This is a genomic window from Halobellus sp. Atlit-38R (assembly GCF_003665925.1).
GTDB lineage: Archaea > Halobacteriota > Halobacteria > Halobacteriales > Haloferacaceae > Haloquadratum > Haloquadratum inordinatus.
This window is the reverse complement of record NZ_QXIJ01000019.1, coordinates 12,451-33,592: the sequence shown is the minus strand read 5'-3', so window position 1 is coordinate 33,592 and position 21,142 is coordinate 12,451. Positions and strand designations below refer to the sequence as shown.

General features: G+C 52.3%; 18 protein-coding genes. 6 read left to right on the top strand and 12 right to left on the bottom strand.

Features of this window, described 5'->3' with window-relative positions:
• The 8 genes from D3D02_RS16555 to D3D02_RS16520 form a co-directional block, all read right to left on the bottom strand.
• Positions 1–1,926 (bottom strand): AAA family ATPase, encoded by a 1,926-nt coding sequence (locus D3D02_RS16555; protein WP_121571076.1) that lies wholly within the window; start codon positions 1,924–1,926, stop codon positions 1–3.
• Complete coding sequence (locus D3D02_RS16550) at positions 1,916–2,107, bottom strand: CxC ATPase DNA modification system associated small protein (protein ID WP_096396436.1); 192 nt, start codon at positions 2,105–2,107, stop codon at positions 1,916–1,918. The genes D3D02_RS16555 and D3D02_RS16550 overlap by 11 nt, the downstream gene beginning before the upstream one ends.
• 4 nt (positions 2,108–2,111) lie before the next feature.
• Positions 2,112–4,079, bottom strand: coding sequence for a DEAD/DEAH box helicase family protein (locus tag D3D02_RS16545; RefSeq protein WP_121571075.1), 1,968 nt, complete (start codon positions 4,077–4,079; stop codon positions 2,112–2,114).
• Positions 4,080–4,227: 148 nt separating this feature from the next.
• Positions 4,228–5,406 (bottom strand): cysteine desulfurase family protein, encoded by a 1,179-nt coding sequence (locus D3D02_RS16540; protein ID WP_096396434.1) that lies wholly within the window; start codon positions 5,404–5,406, stop codon positions 4,228–4,230.
• 3 nt (positions 5,407–5,409) lie between these two features.
• On the bottom strand, positions 5,410–5,811 hold the full coding sequence (gene dndE, locus D3D02_RS16535; protein ID WP_096396433.1) for a DNA sulfur modification protein DndE: 402 nt from the start codon (positions 5,809–5,811) through the stop codon (positions 5,410–5,412).
• Positions 5,808–7,835, bottom strand: a complete 2,028-nt coding sequence (gene dndD, locus D3D02_RS16530; RefSeq protein WP_096396432.1) for a DNA sulfur modification protein DndD — start codon at positions 7,833–7,835, stop codon at positions 5,808–5,810. The genes dndE and dndD overlap by 4 nt, the downstream gene beginning before the upstream one ends.
• 13 nt (positions 7,836–7,848) lie before the next feature.
• Positions 7,849–9,330 (bottom strand): DNA phosphorothioation system sulfurtransferase DndC, encoded by a 1,482-nt coding sequence (gene dndC / locus D3D02_RS16525; RefSeq protein WP_121571074.1) that lies wholly within the window; start codon positions 9,328–9,330, stop codon positions 7,849–7,851.
• Between the two features lie 82 nt (positions 9,331–9,412).
• A complete protein-coding gene (locus D3D02_RS16520) occupies positions 9,413–9,838 on the bottom strand; it encodes a hypothetical protein (protein ID WP_121571073.1) in 426 nt (141 codons plus the stop codon).
• 669 nt (positions 9,839–10,507) lie between these two features.
• Here D3D02_RS16520 and D3D02_RS16515 point away from each other — a divergent pair.
• Entirely contained in the window at positions 10,508–10,777 is a 270-nt protein-coding gene (locus tag D3D02_RS16515; protein ID WP_121571072.1) for a hypothetical protein, read from the top strand.
• A gap of 203 nt (positions 10,778–10,980) precedes the next feature.
• Here D3D02_RS16515 and D3D02_RS20425 read toward each other — a convergent pair whose 3' ends face one another.
• Complete coding sequence (locus tag D3D02_RS20425) at positions 10,981–11,961, bottom strand: hypothetical protein (protein ID WP_147435656.1); 981 nt, start codon at positions 11,959–11,961, stop codon at positions 10,981–10,983.
• Between the two features lie 287 nt (positions 11,962–12,248).
• On the opposite strand from D3D02_RS20425, the gene D3D02_RS16505 reads away from it, so the two are divergent.
• A complete protein-coding gene (locus tag D3D02_RS16505; protein WP_121571070.1) occupies positions 12,249–13,277 on the top strand; it encodes a Cdc6/Cdc18 family protein in 1,029 nt (342 codons plus the stop codon).
• Positions 13,278–13,295: 18 nt separating this feature from the next.
• Here the strand turns inward: D3D02_RS16505 and D3D02_RS16500 are convergent, their stop codons facing one another.
• Entirely contained in the window at positions 13,296–13,763 is a 468-nt protein-coding gene (locus D3D02_RS16500; RefSeq protein WP_199723138.1) for an SOS response-associated peptidase, read from the bottom strand.
• A 95-nt stretch (positions 13,764–13,858) separates the two neighbouring features.
• Between D3D02_RS16500 and D3D02_RS16495 the strand changes: the two genes are divergently transcribed.
• From D3D02_RS16495 to D3D02_RS16485, 3 genes are all read left to right on the top strand, one after another.
• Positions 13,859–15,052 carry a restriction endonuclease gene (locus D3D02_RS16495; RefSeq protein WP_121571069.1) on the top strand — a complete coding sequence of 398 codons (1,194 nt, stop codon included), beginning with the start codon at positions 13,859–13,861 and terminating at the stop codon, positions 15,050–15,052.
• Between the two features lie 67 nt (positions 15,053–15,119).
• Positions 15,120–16,847, top strand: coding sequence for a DUF2254 family protein (locus D3D02_RS16490; protein WP_121571068.1), 1,728 nt, complete (start codon positions 15,120–15,122; stop codon positions 16,845–16,847).
• A gap of 140 nt (positions 16,848–16,987) precedes the next feature.
• Positions 16,988–17,284, top strand: a complete 297-nt coding sequence (locus D3D02_RS16485; RefSeq protein ID WP_121571067.1) for a hypothetical protein — start codon at positions 16,988–16,990, stop codon at positions 17,282–17,284.
• 7 nt (positions 17,285–17,291) lie between these two features.
• On the opposite strand, the gene D3D02_RS16480 is transcribed toward D3D02_RS16485, so the two are convergent.
• On the bottom strand, positions 17,292–18,719 hold the full coding sequence (locus D3D02_RS16480) for a hypothetical protein (RefSeq protein ID WP_121571066.1): 1,428 nt from the start codon (positions 18,717–18,719) through the stop codon (positions 17,292–17,294).
• Entirely contained in the window at positions 18,719–20,185 is a 1,467-nt protein-coding gene (locus tag D3D02_RS16475) for a hypothetical protein (protein ID WP_121571065.1), read from the bottom strand. The genes D3D02_RS16480 and D3D02_RS16475 overlap by 1 nt, the downstream gene beginning before the upstream one ends.
• A gap of 92 nt (positions 20,186–20,277) precedes the next feature.
• Between D3D02_RS16475 and D3D02_RS16470 the strand changes: the two genes are divergently transcribed.
• The gene (locus D3D02_RS16470) at positions 20,278–21,141 is read left to right on the top strand and encodes a hypothetical protein (RefSeq protein WP_121571064.1); all 864 of its coding nucleotides are present in this window, start codon (positions 20,278–20,280) and stop codon (positions 21,139–21,141) included.
• The last annotated feature ends 1 nt before the right edge of the window (position 21,142 follow it).

Sequence of the window (21,142 nt, the reverse complement as noted above, 5' to 3'; positions counted from 1 at the left end):
TTATGCAGCCTCCTGTCGTTCTTCCTCGGACTGGAAGTCCATGAAGAAGTCCTTGTCGAGGTGTTTCTCTATTTTCCCGGGTGTGTCGGTTTTGTGGATTGTGGTGTACTGGATGTCGTTGGATTGCAGTTCGTTGACGAAGCTTTCTCTTTCTGGGGAGATGACGAAGATGATCAGCTGGTCGAAGAGGTCGGAGATTATTGGTGCGACTTCTGCGCGTTTTTCGTAGTCGATACTGACTGCTGGGCTGTCGATGACGAAGGGGACGTCGAGTGCGGAGTCTTCGAACAGGGTGGAGAGGTAGGCGTAGGCGATGGACAGGCTTTGGCCTTCAGAGATGTCGTCCCTGCCTTCGATTTTGATGGAGTTGTCGATGTCTTCGACTTGGACTTTGGAGAGGCCGAGGATGCGTTCGAGCTTTTTGTTGGTCTCCTCGATCTGACTCTCCTTCATCGACTTCAGACATTCCTCGATGAATTCCTCGAAGATGTCCTCCAGGATATCGGCTTTCTTCCCGAAGTTGACCGTGCCACTGGCCTTCCGTAGCTCCTCTTTCCGCTGCTCACGCTTCCTTTTGCACAGCGGGATGTTGTTCTTCCAGTCGAGGCCGAACTCGGCTTGTTCGTTCTTGTCGTTGGTTTTGAGACGCCGGAGCTTGTCCTCTTTCTCCTCTTTTGCGTGTTCCTCTTCCTCGATTTCCTCGATGATCTTGTCGAGTTTCTCGTTGAGGTTGGGGTCATCAAGGTCGAGTCGGGCTCTCTCTTCTTCGGCTTGTTTGAGGTCGTCTCGTTTCTCCTGGAGTTCTTCGAAGGTGTCGTCGAAGCTTTCGTAGTCCGGTGTGTCCCTGAGATTGTCCTTTAGCGAGTTGAGCACCCCGATATCCTGCTCGCTGAGGAACTTCTCGGCATTATCCAGGATCTCTTGCTCGTGTTCTTCGTGGATTTCCCTACCGCAAATGCAGTTCTTTCCTTCAGAAAGCTCGGTGAAGAACTCCTGCGACGTGGATTTGGGGAGCTGCATAATCTTCATGTTCTCCAGCAACTTCTCCATGTCGTCGTTGAGATCTTCGTCAAGCCTGCTGGGCTTCCTCATTGTGCTCAACAGGTCTTTGGTAGCGGTTTCCAGTTCGTTCTCCAGGTTCTGGATTTTGCGCTCTAGGCGTTTGTCTTTCTCCAGTTGCTCTTCGTTTTCAGCGAGGATGTCTTGACGTCGGTCCTCCAGCTCTTCGATCGTCTCCTCGTGGTCTTCGACGGCGTCTTCCAGTTCATCTCTTTTTTCTTGGAGTTCTTCGAGTTTTTCCTCTGTTGTTTCCAGCCTTGTCTGGATGTTGCGGTAGCCTTGCTGGGTGGTTACGCTGGCGTCCTCCTGCCGATTTTGGACAGTCTGTTGTATCTGGTTTTTCTGGTTTTCCAACCGGTTGAGGAAGTTGACGATTTTGAGTGCGTTTTCGGCTTCATCGCTTCCGGTTTCGATGAACTCCTCAGTGAGTTCTCCGTTGAAGACGAAGAGGTCGACGAAGGACTCAGTGATTACGTTGTTGAGTTCATTGGGGAGGAAGTGGCCGGCCATGTCTCCTCCGCCGACTTCCTTTGGTTTGATGTGCCGGTAAGAGTGATCTCCGACCTCGTAGTCAAGTTCGAGACGGAGTGTGAATGGTTCACCGGAGGATACGAGATCTATTTCGAATGCTCCTTCGATGGCGTCGAAGTCGCTTGGCTGGTAGGATCTGACCTCGTCCTGATCCATCTCTTTGCCGAGGAGGGTTGTCCGGATCAGGTTCATGGTGGTTGTTTTCCCTGTACCGTTCGGCATCTGGACGAGAGAGATATGATGCGGGTTGTCGTTTGACCCATTAGCGAAGTCGAGTTCTACATTTTCGAACTCCCGAATGTTCTCGTACCGTATGCCTGTGATTTTAAGATCCATCGAGTTCCTCCTCCTCGGATAGCTCCACGTTGTCGATGAGTCGTTCCAGCGAGGTGCCTCCCAAATTGTTCTCAACCGTGTTCTCGTAGAAGTTCATGAACCGGTCTTTAAAATCCTCTGACTGGTCGTACTCGTCGAGTACGTCGTCCGCTATTTCTTCGATATCGCGTTGATCTGTCATTAGGTTAGTATTCTTGCTTGGTTACTTCACTGAGGTCCAGTAGCCATTCGTATCGCTCTTTGTCCGGTGGTGTTTCGACTTCATCCTCGCCTTCGTCTTCCTCGGAGTCTTCTTCGATGTCGCTTCTGACAACAAAGTCAACTATGTTAGCTGTTTTGCCTGGGTTATCGGGATTGGTTCTCATCGCCCGACCGATTCTCTGGATGGTAGTTCCCTTGGACCGGTTTGAGGTGAATAAGACGATGTTCTTCACTGATTTAATGTCTATTCCTTCGGAAATCGCTTTACTTGTGACGAGTGTGGAGATCTCTCCATTTGAGAAGTCTACCAGGTTTTGCTCGTCGTCTTCACCGTAGTAGGTCCTGTATCGTTTAGTGTGTTCGTGGATTATCTCTTGGACCTTTTTCCCGTATTCCTTGGTTTCAACGAATATGAGGCAGTCTTCGAGGACATCGGTGTTCTTCTCCAGGTATCGCTCGAATACTGGCAGTTTTTCTTCTGACTCTTTCCTGACCCGGGCCAGCATCATGTAGAGACGGCTTTTTGGGAGGGTGGGATTTTCGGCTTTCATCCCTTGGAACCGGCCGAAGGCGTCTTGTTGCTTCTCTTTGTCCTTGGGTGAGAGTTCGTAGAACAGGGGTGTGTAGTCGAGTTCGCAGAGGATTCCCCTGCGGATGGCGTCGGCTAATCCGAACTCGTAGACTACGGGGCCGACTTCATCTCGGAGGAAGTCGTTCCGGTCCGGATCGTATGGGTCGAAGGGGGTTGCGCTGAGGCCGAGGCGGTGACGGAATACGTCAAGTTCGCCTTTCAGGGCTTGTTTCCGCGTCTTGGAGCCCATGTTGTGTACTTCGTCGCAGATCAGCAGTGTTCTCTGCAGTTTGTTGTTGATATCGGCGTCTATGCATTCGTGGAGGTTGTCGTAGGAGATTATCAGGCCCTCCAGTTTGTCCCGGTTCTTGGTTAGGAAGGATCCGAGGTCGTGGTTTCCACCGTACTCCTTGTAGATCCACATTTCGTCGGCGCTGAAGTTTTCCAGTAGTGTGTTGTACCATTGGTCCAGCAGGTCGTTCCCGTAGGTGGCGACCACGACATTGTCGACTTTGTCCTCACGTAGGAGCCGGTTCAGGATTTTGAGTGAGGTGCGTGTTTTCCCGGTCCCTGTCGCCATTTTCAGGATTCCGTGGCCTTCTTCGAGGAACTCGTTGACTGCTTCCTCTTGATGTCGCCATCGGTAGGCGCTGGTCATTTTCTTGGATTCCGATGGGTTCTGGTATGGGCGGTCATCGTCACGAAGCTCCGCGATGTCGAGGGAGATGCTGTCAGGGAGAGAGATGCTGTGTACGCCTTGTTTGGCGTTATCCCAGATTTCGTCGAACCGTTTTTCGTGTTGGTCGATTCTTTGTTCTTCTCTGTCGGACATCCAAGAGGCGAAGACGGAGTAGGATTCGTAGTTGGAGAATCCTTGTCTACTGTCGTTCTGTGAGCCGTGGAAGGCGATTTTGTCGTCTTTGGCGTCTCTGACGATCCCCCATTTGTCGTGGAAGTCGCCGGATAGGTTTTCTCCGGTTATTGCGATCCGGATGTCGAGAAGTCCGTCGGCGATCATCCAGGCGATTGTGTTCTGGGTTTCCTGCTCGAGGCCTTCCTCGATGTCGGAGACCATGTGGTTCAGCCGGTCGTACAGCTCTTGGTCTCGTTTCGCTTCTTCCCCTTTTTGAAGTGCTTCCCAGTCGCCTTCTTCCAGGATGGGACTGATGATCCATTTGGCTGTTCCACCGTTTTCTGCGAGTCCTTTCAGGCCTCTTGCTGCGAACTGGAACCAAGAGCTGGTGAAGTATCCGACGCCTCGTTTGTACTCTTCTGCTACGCTCAGAGCGGGGTTGTAGAAATCCTCCGCGAAGTCCACGTCGGATGTTTCTATTAGCAGCGGGAGATCTAGGTCCCTCAACCCTTTGGGAGGGTTTGACATCTATGATGTAGGTCACTCACTGACCATTTGAATCCTTTGCCGCCCACCGGTTTCGCAGACGGTTACTGATACACCAGAAAAGATAGTGTAGTGATTAGCTGAATCAACCAGTTGACTAGGTTACAAGCGGGGTTGGTCGGTGCCTCGTTCAGAAGGTGAGGTTGCGGAGGCGGTTCACGATATTGATCACTTCGTCAGTGGCGTACTCGATTTCCTCTCGGGTGTTGTCTTTTCCAAGTCCGAACCGGATTGCGTGGTGCCAGATTTCCTCGTCGTCGGTGATTGCTTGGAGAACGTGAGAGGCTTCGACGGTCCCAGTCGTACAGGCGGATCCTGCGGAGACGGCGATATCTGGCTGCAGGTTTTTCACCAGGGCTTTGTTCTCTACTCCGGTGAAGCTGATGTTGAGGTTGTTAGGGATCCGGTCTTCAGGGTGACCGTTGAGTACGACATCGTCCAGTTCGTCGTCGAGCCGGTCCCACATATACGAGGTGAGTTCGTCGACGTGTTCAGTCCGTTCCTCCAGGTTTCGATCCGCCATTTGTACGGCTTTTCCGAACCCGACGATTGCAGGGACGTTGAGTGTCCCGCTGCGCCAGCCTCGTTCGTGGCCTCCGCCATGGAGTAACGGGTTGAGTTTGACTTTCGGGTTCCGTCTTCTGACGTAGAGTGCTCCGACGCCTTTCGGCCCGTAGATCTTGTGTGCGGAGATGGACATCAGGTCGATACCCATTTCCTCGACGTCGATGGGGAGGTATCCGAGTGCTTGGACGGCGTCGGTGTGGAAGAAGACCTCGTTCTCTTTGGCGATTTCTCCGATTTCCTTTATGGGTGCGATGGTGCCAATTTCGTTGTTGGCGGCCATGATGGAGATCAGGATGGTTTCGTCTCGGATTGCGGCCTCGATGTCCGCAGGATCCACTTTTCCGTTTTTATCAACGGGCAGGTAGGTAACGTCGAAGCCGTCGGTTTCCAGGTCTTCACAGACCTCGAGTACTGCTTCGTGTTCGGTGACGGCGGTTATGATGTGGCTGCCTTTGTCGTGGTCAGCTGCGTAGTCTGCTGCTCCTCTGATAGCCAGGTTGTCGGACTCGGTTGCTCCGCTGGTGAAGATGATTTCTTCTTCACGGCAGTTCACAGCTTCAGAGACTCGTTCTCGGGCCTGGTTTACGGCTTGCTTCGCTTTTGCCCCGAATATGTGGTCTTCGCTGGCAGGGTTGCCGTAGCTTTCAGTGAAGTAGGGGGTCATCTCCTCGACGACCTTTTCGTCGACAGGTGTGGTGGCGTGGTGGTCGAGGTAGATGGGTGTGTCCACGTCAGAAGTCATTCGTTATCCTTCCTGTTTGGCTTCCAGTCCTTTTATCTCCCCGGGAACGAGGTCGTAGAAGTCGCTTAGGTCGCTTACGTTACCTGCCACTCGTTCGACGCCTCGGTTGAGGTGTGCGACGAACTCTTCGTACAGGTCCTCTTCAGGGTCTTTCCCTTCCTGGATCAGTCGTTCTTTCAGGAGAGCCATGTAGAGGGTGTCGTGCTCCCCGAGCAGGGTGTACCGGTTGAAGGTTTGCCCGTCAGTGTCGTACTGCTGCGGGTTTGGAGGCCGTGGCTCGTTGAGGGAGTAGCAGAAGCCAATCCTGCCGAGGTAGTTGGGTGTCATCCCAGTGTTGGCTTTCAGCATTTTCAACTGGTTGGTGGCGTCGCTGTCGATAGTGATCCGGTTGAATTTCTGGCTCATGATGTAATCTCACCGAGTGATCGCTGATCTTCGTCGTCTTCGGTCCAGAAGTAGCCTTCCGAGGGAACGGTTTTCCCTTCCTCTTCGTCGTACTCCAGACGGTATGCCTGGGAGATGTAGCCTTCCAGTTTCTTGTACTGGTGGTCATCGATCTCCGTGTCGGTGGAGAAGATGATTACCTGGTGTGCTGCTTCAGGGAAGAAGTGGGTGATCAGGTTGTCCCGGTGATCGTTGTCGAGGCGGCCAAGCGGTGTGTCGACGATGAAGGGTAGTGGCCGGTCGGAGATCTCTGCCAGTGCCCAGAGAAGGGATGTTGCGAAGATCTGCCGTTCCCCGGCTGAGAGCTCTGTATGCGGCTTGCTGTTGCCGTGGATGGTCTTGATCGTGATGTCGAGATTTTCTTCGTCGATCTCGATTTTCTCGTAGAAGTCGCCCTTGTTGGAGAGAGTGATGTAGCGTTCGCTGAGTTTCGACTCCAGTTTCCGCAGCTTCTTCTTGGCGAGTTCTTCGCGGAAGTCCTTCACAGCGTTCCGGACGTCAGAGGCGAGGTCTGCCCGTTCGGAGACATCTTCGACACGGGACTTCTGCTCCAGCTTGTTTTCGACCTCGTTCTCTTTCCGCTCTAACCGGGTCTGCGCTGTACTGATTTCTTCCTCCAGTTCTTCCAGCCGCGATTTGATGGCTCCCTTCTCCTCGGTAAGCTCGTTCAGGTCATCGATCAGCGGTGAGATGACTTCCTGGTCAGGAGCCTTGTTGAGACCGGATTCGACCTCTTGGAGTTCCCGGGTTTTGTCTTCCAGGCTCTCTGTGAGGTCGGCAAGCTGGTCCGGGACGTCGTTTAGGGCTTGGTCGGTAAGCGAGTAGATCTCCTGTCGCTGTGCCTCCGAGAACTGGTGGGCGAGTTCCGGCTCCTCGTCTTCGATTTCCAGCCGGCTTTTGAGTTTATCTTGGATGCGGTCAGAGAGCTGTCCGACCTGATCCTCCGGCATATCCATCTCTTCCCAGACATCCTCGTCACCGAGTACGTCGTCGAGTTCGTCGGTCAGCTCGTTCCTGGCGGTCGCCCGGTTCTGGCGTTCGGTCTCAGTCTTCAACCGGTCAACTACGGATTCACAGAGATCCGGTGCCAGGGTGAACGGGTACGCGCCTTCTACAAGATCCCGGATCTGGTCTTCGAGTTGCTCGATACTGGCGTTCAGTTCAGCTCGGCGTTCCTTGAGTTCCTCCCGCTTGTCGGCGTAGGAGCCGCCCTCTTGGGCGATCTTCGATTCCTTGCTGTCGATCTCGTCTTCCAGCTCTGCCAGTCTCTGCTCCTTCTGTTCTCTCTCCTGTTTCAGGTCCTCGAACTCCTGTTCGATTTCGTCTCGCTGGTTCTGAAGTTCCTGGATTTCGTCGTTGATCCCTTCTACACCGCTTTCTTCGAGCTTCTGGGAGATGTAGATGGATAGGTCGGTGTCCAGGCGTTCAATCAGGTCGAGGCCGAGGAGTGAGTACATCGAGTCCTCGAAGTCGGCGTCAGATTCGACTGCTGACGCAAGCTCCTGGATTTTCTCCCCGTCGAAGAAGAACAGTTGGGAGACTCCTGGTGGAACCAGTTCTTTCAGGAAGTCCTGCCACTGGTCCTCGTTGAGTTCGGAGGGGATCTCACCGTTCCTCCGGACTTTCAGGTCCTCGACGATGCTTTTGCCACGGTCGCGCCAGGAACGCTCCACGGAGTAGTGGTCCACTTCGCCCATGTGGGAGTACTCGAACTCGAGTCGGACGGCTGCTGTATCCGCTTTGCCGTCAGGGTATTCGTGGAGCTTGCTGCGGATTGCTTGTTCGTAGTCTTTCCTGGCGGTGCGCCGGCCGAGCGAGGATTTGCCGTGGAGGCAGAACCCGATTGCTTCGAATAGCGTGGTTTTCCCTGCCCCGTTTTTCCCGCCGAACAGTACGATGGGGGCGTCTTCAGTTGAGCTAAGCTCGATTTCGTTCCGTCCTCGGTAGGGGCCGAAGTCTGTGATGATTAGCTTGTTGATTCTCATGTAGCCTTGTCCGTTAGACGTCTACTCCGTCGTATTCCCACGCTTCTATACGGTCTTCACCTTCGAGTTCTGCGACGATCTCTTCCATGTCCCGCCAGTCCTCCCGCATGACTTTGTCCAGCTCGCTGTAGATGGATGCCCGGCGTTTCATACCGTAGTGCTGGAACTCGGTGTCGAGCAGGCGTTTGACGAGTTCGGCAGGGACGTCGTGTTCTTCACAGACCTCGTTGAGGACTTCTGCCTCCATCTCGCCGAAGGAGCCGAGGTCGTCGTGGACCCAATCCAGGTCGTCGTCCATAACGTCGTTGTAGATCTGGGGTACGGAGTCTTCCCAGTCAGCACGTTCTTCGCGCCAGAGACGCCGGATCTCTCTGAGTTCTTCCTCCCGGATGAGATCCATTTCCTCGTCTTCGGGAATCTTCTCGTTAACCTCTTTCTGGGTCTCCAGGAGCTTCCGGAGCAGGTCTTTGCAGAACTCGAACTTGTGGGCGCGAGGGATGATGCCGTCACTGCCGTTGGTCTTCTCTTTGACGTAGCCGTGTTGACGGCCTTTGACCATCCGGTAGTTCGGCTTCTTCTCAGGATCCTGCGTTTCTTTGAGGAAGTCACGGAACTCGAGGAGGGGTTCCATCCATTCGTCGCCCTCGTCGATCATGTTCTCCATCGCCTTGTCTTCGGAGACGACGGTGCAGGTCCAGCAACCGAATCGGCTGTTACCACAGGAGGGTGTCTTCGTGTCGATCACCATCGGGCACTCGTCGTCCGCTTCCTGGTAGAGTGCGGCGAGGTCCCGGTTGTTCTTACCCCAGGGGTTGTCGACGGCTTGGATGAGGTAGGTCCAGACGTCGTCGACGATCCAGTCCTCGATAGGTGTGTAGACGAAGGCGTTAGCGAACTTGTTGTGACGTGAGAGGACGGTTCCGTCGATGCTGTGCATCTCCATTACCTGTTCTCGGGTGGCGGATTCTGCTTTCCGTGCTCCGAGGATTACGACAACTTCGCCGTGTTCGGATACCTGGTTCTCGATGAACCGATCTGCAGGATCGATTTTCAGGCGTTCGGTACACCAGCGGAAGTTCTGGTTGGGTGCTGGGTAGCCCCGTCCGATAAGGTTGACCCAGAAGGAGTCGTCAACCTTGGGTGTGACCTTGTGGGCGGTGAAGGGCAGATTTTTCTTTTCTGCGTACTCGTTGATATTTTCCAGAGTAGAGATGATGTGGTTGACGATTTTCGGCGTCTCTACTAATGTGTCACTTGAGATGACATGGATCGGTTTCTGCCTCTTCTCTTCTGGAAGGTCTTCAATTGCGTACCAAATTAGCTGGAGGGCGGTGGTGGAGTCCTTGCCGCCACTGTAGCCGATGACCCAGGGGCGGTCGTCCGCCAGATAGGTTTCCTGTATCTCTCCGTAGATGTCTTCGAGAGAGCGGTTGTCGAAAACAGACTCGCCTTTTTCCTGGCCAGTCTTCGCAACCTCTAAATTATCTGTACTCATGATGATATCCTCTTGGTAAGATTGCTGTCCGGGAGATACTTGTATCTACCCGTACCTACCGGTGGGTTGACGAATGGCCCCGCTATGATCCGTTGGTTTTCCATTCTAGGTTCCCTGCGTTGACCTCCGATTTTTCTACCCGAATAGCGCCCTGTTCAACGGCTTGCTCGAGTGATAGTTTGTCTTTCATTAGGTAGATATCGTGGTTCTGACGTTGCTTTCTCATTACTGAGTTGCTTAGTATCGCGTTTGAATCTGTTTCTTTGTCTGCGACGACACAGTACTCCTCAGGGGAGTCTTCTAGCACCAGTTTGTAGAAGTAGTTGTCCAGGGTTTGTTGTACATCTTTCAGGTCTTCTTCTGGGACTTTGAAACGGTATTTATCCCTATTGTAGTACTTTTTGAGCTGGTTGAAGAGCTGTTCTTCGTCGAAGTACGCTGTGAACAGGTATGTGTTCCCGAAGTCGAATGCTGTTATCTCCTCCGTGTCGACGTTGAAGATGGGCATTGGTTTTTCCCTCCTTCCAGCGCGGGGGCTCTCCTTTCTAGTTGAAACTCTACTGTCTAATACCTCCGCCAAGGGGAGTGAAAGTGGAACCGCGGGACGGCTGCCGTCTGATCATTAGGGAGGTCAGGCAAAAAATTCTGAGTTTCTCTTGTGCTGGAGGGAGCTTCCCCTTCGGCCGCCCTCCCGTTCCTTAGTCTGGTGGCCAGCACCTCAGCACTTTTCGACATGGGGATAAAGATCGATAATAATAAGAAAATAAATACGATGAGATTATTCCACACTATATTCAAAGATGTAAATTAACTTTGACACGTATCCCGCACCACTCTTTAGTTAAAAGACAAAAAGATAACTTTCCGTAAATCTTCATATTTATGATACTTTGACAATATTGTCCGCGCCCGTCTGAAGCCCTTTCAAAGCCGTTGTGGGACTTCCTAAACTAGTCAAGTCATTTATATCTGTCGGCGTATCTGCCCCCAGAATTACTATAAGTAATCAAATACATCTCGAAGCAGTCAATAATCATGTTTCTCGCAACGCCTGAAAAACCCCCAGGAAGCTGGTAGTTCTGGGTCTCAGAGTACATAAACTCAAAACCGTTGTGCGCAGAACTGACAACTGAGGGATGGAAAACATTTATCCTGTTCGGGGGCGAACATCACACTAATGAGCCAAAGAGCCACGAAGAAATTCACCGTGGCGGAGTTCGATGATGAATACGTCTGGCTAAAACTACGAGAAGGTGAAAAGCGTGGTCTCCAGTTCGCGATCCCTCTCAACAATGGCTGTCAAGATGAGTTGGAAAGCCTGAACGAGGGTGAAAAGATCACAGCGACTCTTGAAAGTATGAACGAGCGAAACACCGCTTGGCAGTGCGTCGAGATTCAGCGAGAAGAGGAGGAAGACGGTCGTACTGCAATGCCTGCTGACGACTAAGGCTCTCTATTTCATCCGTACGCTCTTCTGTAGGAGGTTGTTGATACTGTTCCTTTGGACCTTATTAAGTAGGTAGACGTCAGAGCTGCTGAGTCGTACGTTCTCAATTTACCCGGCTCACCAAGAAATCGCAAGACAGCCTCCCATCAACAATGTGCTACACATAAGGTCGATCCGTATTTTATTCCGCATCAAAAGTTAGGTCAGCCTCCATTACCGCTCCCAACTTCACCCGTATCCTGGTTCTGGATAGCCACGAAATAATCCGTGATAAGATACCGAATAAAGACTCGTTCGTAGTAAACAGTCAATCTCCAAGATACAAACAGTACAGCCAGTAACAAGGAGAAAATCACCACAGTAGGATAAGATTCGATTATGAAAGGAGAACAGATTTCTACACTTCCAAAACAAAATAGACCACGGTAAGGCCACCCGTTAAGAGGAATAAACGCACCAATTTCATAAGCGACGATGAATAGCCAGACAAACCAGGCAGAAACCCACATACCACGGTGGAAATTTCTGATAGCCTGAAAACGATACGACCGTACAGGCGACCTCGGATCGTCAACCCGGCTTGAAATCATCTGCTGCAGATCCTCATATCGGTCTATCCCGACATCTAAATCATAGGTTTGTCTTAGATTTTTCCAGACAAGATTTGCATGCAGAAGCTCTTCCACCTCATCATCATTCGGGGACCACCACAACCACACAACCGGGCCGATTAACGGGTACAAAATAAAAAGCAGAATCCGGTGTCCCCAATAGGAGTTCGAAAAACGTTCTCTAAGCCCAGAATCGTCATCCTCTCCACCAGTATCTTCGTCGTCCTGATCATCTGGCGACTCTTCTTTATTGTTCCCCTCACCATCACCACTACCCTCATCTCCTTCCCCAGTATCATTATCATCCTCATCATCGTCTACTAAGACGTTTCTAGTCTCATCCATCGTGTTCTCAAATACCTTCAGCTCACCCATGGCCGAAGAAGAATACGCCTGGGCAATATGGCCCAGCGAAAACGCTACGATCAGGTAGAACAGGTACTCCCAGATAGCAGAGGGAACAGGTGGATCCGGAAAGAGAACTAGAATCCCGAACAGCAGAGTCGCCCCGGGCAAGAAGACGCCGATAATGTCGTATAGATTAAAAACCCGGGGTGCACGGGGATTGACCATACCCTGTCCAATACAACCGAGGTAAAAATCAGTTGTCACAGAGGACACCTATCGTGTTCAGCTGGAGGATAGAACAAAAGCAGATGTCCAGTGGCGCGATCTCCGGCTACTCTATGGTATCGTTCAAACGTAATTCCGGAAGTTCCCGGAAGCCTGTGTTTTCCACAAAATGAATCGCGTTACAGCTCGGGGAGAATCACAGATGGAACGGGACTAACTGAATCGTTTCCGGAAATACCCCAGTCACGTTTTTAGTACTAGCCAGAAAACCAGTCTATCAAGCAAAGATGATCCGCGATGCTCGCGTTCTCCGCGCCGGGTTCGTCCCTCGGGAAGTTGAGCATCGCGACGCCGAAGTCAACCACCTCTCTAGCGTCCTCGAGCCCATCACGAACGGAGAACCAGCCGACACAGCTATCGTCACCGGACCCAGCGGGACGGGGAAGACGTGCATCTCGAAATTCGTCACGGAACGACTACGTGAAGAGGTCCTCGACGTCGAGGCCATCTACGTCAACTGCTGGCGCAACTACACCCGGTTCCGCACGCTCTACCAGATCCTCGACGACCTCGGCGCGACCATCGACATCCACCGGCAGTCGACGCCGCACGACGAACTCGTTGACCGCCTCCAGCAGCATGACGGCCCGCGAACCGTCGTCATCCTCGATGAGGTCGACCAGCTCGAAGACCCCAGCGTCATCTACGACCTCCACAGCCTCCCGCAGTTCGCGATCATCTGCATCGCGAACAAGGAAGAGGAGCTGTTCAGCCGCGTCGACGACCGCCTCGTGAGCCGGCTGCGCTCCAGCGAACACGTCCGGATGGACAAGTACCACGACGAGCAGCTGTACGACATTCTGAATGCGCGGGCGAAGTGGGGACTCAATGAGGACGTCATCACCGACGACCAGCTCTACCGGATCGCCGACGCGGCCGCCGGCGACGCCCGCCTCGCAATCGGCATCATTCGAACGGCCGCCGGCAAAGCAGATCGCGAGAACCACGAGCGCATCACCGACGACATTCTCCTGGATGCCGCCGAGGATGCTCGGGCCCAGATCAAGCAGAAGAGCCTCGACTCGCTCACGCCGCACCAGCGCGTCGTCTACGACATCGTTCGCGAGTACGGCCCGGTCGGGCCGAGCGAAATCCACGAGCGATATTCCGAGGAGGTCGATGATCCACGGACGAAGCGGACTATCCGCACGTACCTCTCGAAGATGGAGCAGTACAACCTCCTCGAGGCGGAAGGGACGAGCCGAGACCGAGAGTACTCGCTCGTCGATTCAGCGGCGGCGTCGCCGATGCAGTGACCGTGACTCCGTCAGCTATCAGGAACTGAACTCGCCGAGGCCGGATTGCTCGTGGTCCAGCGGCTCGATGACCTGGGGATCATCGTTGCCGGGGTTGTTGACCCGCGTCGAGATTTCGTAGGCGTCCAGATCGGCCTTCGGGTACGGCTGGCACAGTTCCTTGCGGGTGTCCGGATCTGCGGCGAGCCAGTCGGACTCAGCGTCTTGTGGAAGGACGACCGGCATCCGGTCGTGGATTAAGTTCATCAGGTCGTTCGGCTCCGTCGTGAGAATCGTGACGCACGAGATCGTCTCGTCGTCGCCCTCCCAAACGTCCCAGAGCCCGGCCATCGCGAATGCGGGGTCGTCCTCCCGGTAAATCCGGTAGGGCTGCTTCGACCCGCCGTTCGGCGATTTCCACTCGTAGAACCCTGACGAGGGGACGAGGCAGGGACGTGATTCCCACGCCCGCTCGAAGTTGGCGTCGTGATCTACCGTGCCGCACAGAACGTGCTACAGATAGCGATGAAGGGGATGTAGCAGAGAAAGCGTCCTACGGGTTGCGAACCATTTTGTCACCGGGAGAGCAAACTAAAGAGTAAATGGACGACCTCGAATTTGCCCTCGCCAATCTCCGAGGCTATCCTTTCGAGAAATTTGCTATGGCATATCTACGTGAACAGGGATACCAGGTTCACGAAAGCGGGAGTTCCGGCCCTGATGGAGGATGGGACGGCCAAGTCGAAATCGGCGGTAGAGAAGGTATCGCCCACGCCAGCGTCCAGGAAACCTGGAGACGTAAGCTCCGTAGTGACGCCGAAAAGGTCGAACAACTGGAAGAGGAGAGAGGAGAAGACTACGATCTCTTCGTTTTCGTCACTAACCAGGATGTCGGCGGCAGGCAGGAACTGGATATGCAAGACGAGATCCGAGAAGAGTACGGCTGGAAACTTCGGATCCATCACCGGGAAGAGATTCTTGGAGAGCTCCGGCAGAACAGTCAGGACTTGGCCAAAGAGTTTCTCGACGTCGACCTGCAAAAGGATAGAGAACACATCGAGGAAGTCAGGGAGATACTTGAGAGCCAGCTTGACGACATCCAAGCCCGTGAAGGATACGCCAGTGAACTGATCGAAGGCCCTGCTATCGCACTTCACGTCATCCCGAACGGCATACTTACAAAGAGGAAGACCAGTGCCAGGGGCATTCCTGATCCCAGCGTCCTATTCGAAGAAGTGACAACGTACAGCGAATCAAAAGGGAAGTACAGTATTTCCTACGGACGCGGAGGTTCCGGCAGTGAGCAACACTCCTACGCCGTTTTCCAGAATGACGGTCTCTATGAATCAACTTCTGTCTCCGCATTCCACCAGAAATACGAGGACCTGTGGCTGCAAGGATTCATACAGAAAAGCGTGGGTATAGGCCTTGATGCCTCTGTTATCCTGGCGGCGAGGAGAACGATGGAGGACTTGTCTGAGATGGGGTTCTCCGGCACGGCATTCGCCTGGATCTCTCTGCTTGATGCCGAAGAGGTCAAGCTCGTGACTCCCGACCAGCTCGGAAGCAGCTTGCACCGGTCACCGAAAACCATCGACACAGACCGGTACATCACCGAGCACGCAACACTGCAGATAGGCAGCGATGAAGTAATCGAAGACTTCGAACCGATCCTCGACGAGCTGTGGAGGGAGTTTGGTGCTGACGGCACTCCGAACATCGAGGACGGAAGATGGGCACGAGGAAGCTACAATACCACGTCATCAGGGACAATTCTCGAAGAAGGCGATCGTTGATACCGCGCTCATTTTGCTCCCCAAACCCCGTGTAGATAAGACAGGCCGGTAACATTGTCCCGATTGAATGAAGGAACCGCTCCGCTTGCCAGTCCCAGCAATCTTCGCTGTCGTTGCTGGGGTATCTATACTCGCAGCAGAACTCACGAACTATGATCTCTCAGGTAACGGCCAGCAAGTCCTCTCTACACTGGCGTCAATCCAAGCAGCTGTCTTTGCCATCGTCTTCTCCGTTGTCATCCTCGGAATCCAACTCTCAACATCAAGATACTCTACCAGGTTAGCCGACTTGTTCAGATCCGACGGAGCATACAAGAAAACAGTCGGTGTCTTCGCAGCCTCACTCGCAGTTGACATCATCGGCCTACTCGCATTCACACACGTCTCACTATTCACACTTAGACTCTTGACCTCAGTCGCTCTCGGCCTCGCAGCTGCCTCATTTGCTTTGCTGTACTTCTTCGTCGACAGAACCCTGGAACAGACCACACCCGAGGGTATCATCAAGCGGGTCAAGCAAGAACTCACACCAAGTCAGATAATAGCGGACGCCGAAGACGCTGACAACGACCCATCCGAAACAGATCCCTTCCTCGTCCCAGTTTCCATCGTCAGATCCGCGATCGATGACAGAGACGTCCCCGCCGCAACAAGAGCTCTCAACGTCATCGACAACCAAGTCGAAGAGCTTCTGAAACAGCTATCGACAGATCAAGTTGAAGAAGACACACCTGTAGGTGATTCTCTCGAAGAACTCTGTACGAATAGGCTTCCAAGTGCTGGAGAGAAAAGCGTCAACGAAGACCTGGAAGAAGCCGGCTCCGAAGCCGTCGACACGCTCTCCTCGATAGGAAGCAACTCGGTTGAACAAGAACTCGAACCCGTCGCAATACACAGCTCGCAAGGCCTCGGTAAACTCGTCAGCAACGTAGACTTCAGCACGACCGGGGAGAACGTCCGAAAAGAAGCAATCGACGAAGCCGGTGAAGTACTTAAAGAGGCAGCTGAATCTCAGCTGTGGGATACCGCCGGGACAGGAACCAGAATCCTTGGCTGGCGGGCCGCACAGTCTGTAGTAACACGAGGACCTACAGAAAGACGCAAGCTGCCGTACACCTCCCTTTCCTTGAAGTACATTCCGGAGGTATTTGAGGAAGTAGTAGAAGGTGCTCCGGACGAAGCCGATAGCCTAGATCTCTTCAGAAGAGCCTCTCGAAGAGAAGAAGATGACTGGACCTCGCCTGAAGAATGGGCATTGTGGAGCTGCTATGCTTCGATGGCAGAAATCACCTCTGCGTTCATCCGGTATGAAGTCCAACACGGCGAGGAGATTGTGGACTGGAGCAGTGCTGGTAGTGGCTGGACAAAATGCATCTCAACGCTCGAAGAATCCGGCTATGATGAAATGCTGCGGCAATGGCTCGGAACGATTCTCTACTTGGAGTACATCGAATCCGAGGTCGATAACCAGTTGATGTCGAGTTTCCGTGCCGCTGCCCGGTACGACGTCTCGGAAGATTTGATGGAGCAAACCATCGATGGGATCCTAAGCGAGGACTTGGATGTACAATCCAGAATCGATTCTCTGCCAGGTCAGATAGATCCTGTTGAATTTCCCCGGACTGGTCCGACAGTGCCGCCAATCTCGGACCCAGATTATCCGTTTGAGGAGTGGCTGGGGCTCCACAAAGAGATCTATCTAGACCGGGCGAAGGGCAGCGGAATGTATGCAGAGATCGAAGTCGAAAGAGGCGATAATGGTCAGGGAGACGATGATGGAGACACCGATTCGTAAAAACTCAGGCTTTAAAAACGGGTTTTAAGAAATATACTACAGAGTTTTTCCCAAGACTCGGAGGTAGATAGACCATCGACTACGTCAGGATAGACGGAACAGACTACAGAATTACGGAGCACGCTCGGCTTCGCTGGACTATGCGGATCAATACCTCCGAGAAATTGAACCAGGAACACATCGAGAACAGTGTCCGAGTCAATCTATCCGGAGGATACGAACGAGGGTTCTGGAATCAGGACTACGGTGCGGTTCTCCTCATAAGCGCGGACTCAATCTCCACAGTCATACCTGAAAACGATCTCGGGCTGAGCGAAGGTATGGAACAGTGCTGTAGCTGTGAGGCCTTGATTATGGAAAACTGTCACCTGGACAACTGCCGATGGTGCGGAGAGGAGGACTTCGAAGAGCCCGCCACCCACCAAAATCTGCTCTGATAGCAGGTCACATATAGTAGTAATAGTGGTAGGGGAACATCTCTTCAGGAAGCTCACCAGCTAATGGTTCAGCAAGGATGTCGCTGACTGCATCTGCGATCCCAACTGTAACAGGGAGCTTTTTGCAGAAATCAGAGCTATTCCAATCCAGCTTAGAGAACGATAAAATCTCCTCGCAGATCTCTCGGTAAGATGCAGACTGCACATCACTGTGCGGACGGACAACGATCGGCTTCGGCATCCCTGAATCGTCGTACGCTGAAATCTCTGGGACAAACCCCTTAGTGTACAGATAGTACTCCTTCTTCCCTGGAGGAAGCACAACAGTCCCTCTCAAAGGCGGGTACTGAGTATTACTGAACAGCCGAATCGGATGACGTTCACGGATCGTGATGAAATCCCGAGCAGCGACCTCAGAGGACCCATCCTTGAAACCCTCCGTCTCTTTCTCCCAGAAATTAGATGACTTATGAATTACCAACCTTTCCGGCATCTCACCTTGTCGGTCACCAAAGCGCCGTAAGATCGTCTCAATAAGCTGTTTAGCATCCTCACGGTTTAGATGAGTTCTTCCCGTGTCCTTGTCACTCGCTATATCCTTGACAGGGTCGCCCCGGATTACGAAGTTCTCCCCGGTCTCCATGAACACCTGCGCAATTGAGGCTCTAGTATCGGGATCTGTCCCACGTTCATCGTAAAAAGACACACCTACATAGCAGGTTCTCGACTTCAGCTCAGTTAGTTTCCAAGGACGGCCTCGACGAGCTTTGTACAGTAGTCCCACAGCGAGATTCCAAGCCACTTCACGACGTGGTTGGACATCCTCGTCGCGGAGGGTATCTGGCCCGATGAGTTGAGTTGGAGTCTCATTTAGCATCCCAAGGAGCTTAATCCGGCTTCTAAAGTCAGTATCCTTGGTCCTAATCCGGCCTCCCTTTTTATCGCCAGTCAGGATCTCCACTAAATCTGGAGGGATGCTTACGATAACTACGTCCGGTGAGGGAGTGGTCGAGCAGACGTTCTCGATGTGATACTCGATATTATCCAACGCCATTTCCACCTGCTGCTCCTCATCTCTGACTTCTTGGAGTGCGTCGACGTGATCTCCCTCAATCTCACTACGCCACTTCTGACGTTGATCGAAAGACATCTGCAGTTCTGATTCTGAACCGAGTCCCGGAAACGGCTGATTCCATCTCTCTCTGTCTGAACCCTCTGGAAGGACACCGTGTCGCATCTCCTCCAGAAGATCTCGGACTGCGGATATCGACCAGCTATCTCCAACGATTCCTATCCGAACAATCTCATGGTCGGAGCCATCGCGAGGTGGACAGGGTCCGTACTCAAGAAGGCCAGCACGTGGATCCTTTGCTTTCTCCCCACCGGCAAACACTAGCTCAGGTTCACGTAAGCGGGAGATTTCAAATTCAGACATCAGTATGAGTCAACCTCCGGCGACATGAGCTCATTTCTCTCACTGGTATCTTTTGGGGGTCGTTTTCGGACCTCTAAATCATCTATCTCAGAGAAGTACATTGCCTGAGGATGATCTCGCTCGTCGTCGTCGAAAAGAGACTGATTCTGTGGAGGTTCTTCGGTCAAATCAAGGTACGAGCGCCATTGGCGGAATTGTGCCTTGAAATTATTAGGTCGGTGGTATCCGTCGCTTTGCAAATCGTCGTGTAGCTTGCTCGCCTGATCTCCGCTAATTATGTCGTTGCCGTAGCCTCTCCGTGAGAACAGCCACCCGGTTTCGACGAAAACATAGAAGTCACCATCGTACTGCCTAAATTGAGGGACTCCATATCTGTGAGCGATAGAACGACCTCTCTCCATGGTAACTTTCCAACCCTCTACAAACGTTTGCTCAGGTCCGTCTTCTTCTACGCTGTCTTTGTCTGGGTTGTGTTGGAAGATTAGACGATTTTCGTAGTCATGCCTCACCAGCTTACAGGTATCGTAGTTCTCGACACCTCTCTTCTTTAGGTAGCGGTTGAACAGTCTCTTAGCGATCTCATCTGCTTTTTCGACATCTTCCAGCCACTGATCGAAGCTTTGTTCTTTGATGGAATCTGTTTCTATGAACTTCAACAGAGACTCTTCCATCTCCTCCGGAGGGGTTAGACTATAGATTTCATCCCCCTCTATCCAAATTGGAGAATACCATTCGTTTGCCTCATACACATCTCGATGGCGATCGGCGGTACAAACTCCAACATAGATATAATCTGGATACTCCTCGAGTTTGTGGAAGTTCGGTATCAGTGTCTCCGGACGATCATAGGGCCTGTTCTCCTTGGTATAGAAGTCCCACTTTGATCGATCTACTGACTGCTCGTCTTCCGCCATTTGCTCAAGGCGATCCCAACCAGCGCGGTGGATGAATACGTCTTCTAAGAACCGCTTGAAGTGCTCAAATTCGTATTCGCGGAATTTCTCCGTCTCCTGGTCATTCAGTTCATGCCTACTGACAACCTCATCATAGTAGTCCTTGATCGCGTCGTCTGTGCTGACTCGAGGTTTGAAAATTCGCTTCCACTTGTCTGAGGCTTGGAAATGAGGGGAGTAGACATGATATTCGAACTCTCGGCTCTGTTCATGATAGTCGAGAAAGGTACGTGCGAGCTCAGTGACGAAACTCTCATCTAAACGTGAAACTTCGCCTGCCTTGGCTTCTACACGGATCCGTTTCTCAAACTCACTGCTAACTTTCTCTGCGTCCAGACAATAGAAATCCTCAGAGATACCTACAGCAGCTAGATCCTCAGTAGTGGCGTGGTGGTCCGATCTTCGTTCAATACTGTTCCCTCGTGCCCTGAGATACTCGGCTATCCGGTTCTTGTATTTCTCTCCTGTATGGAAACTAGCCTCACTTCCACCTTCATGATCGAACCACGGCATTAGTACCGATTAAACAAATCCCCTTCTCCGACTTTATTCTATCTCCCACAGAACATATACACGATGACCTCAACACCTTCATACGAAATCATATGCAAGACGCCTTGGACCTGGAAGAATTGGTAGCAGTCCTTTTAGAAGAACATGAATACGGAGACTCACTCAAGCCCAAGGCGTTCCACAAAGTCCTCTATTTCGTTGAGCAAGAACTTGAGCAGGAGCGAGTCCCTGTTCAGGTCCCTAAATTCTGGTATATGTATGGAGCAGTCGTCGCAACGTCTAACTCAAATATTAATGTGGACATCAGTGATGGCGGTTCCTCAGTAACCAGCAATCTAGATCTCGATGATATAGATGTGTCAGAGGGAGTGCTTCGACGCAGTCAAGAAGCTATTAGCAGAGCTCTTGACGATTACTACGATCTCGGGCTTGACGGTATCACGAACAAGATGTATGAAGAGGCTCCGTATGACGTGCAGCGACACTATCGCCAGCTGGATAAGCAACTGACAGCGGCTGCTGACACAGGTCAAATGACTCTCGACGGTGGGAAAAACGAGGTGCGGACCAGAGAAACCGTGTATGATTTTCTAGAGAGTTTTCCACTGGATGAGTTTCCGGAATACGAGGATGATTTGTATATCTGGTATCGATTAGTCAGTGCTCAAATCGACTCCGATGACTACGATCCCGATGAAGCACATCGAATCTCGGAAACCTTCTGGAGGCTATTCTGCTTAGAATTGGCATGTCGGGAGAACAGTGGATTATCGCGTAGTGAGGTCGCAGAAGAGCTGGGTGTAGATAGTATAGAAGGAACAAAAGAGGAACTTCGATCATTTCTACTTGAGCAGGAAAAGCAGAAGGCCCGGAGAAATGCTCGAGAAAGTGAAGCAGCGATCAAAGCAGCGGAAGCGTTCGTTGCTCCTCACTTAGAGTTTGACGTGAAAATCTAAT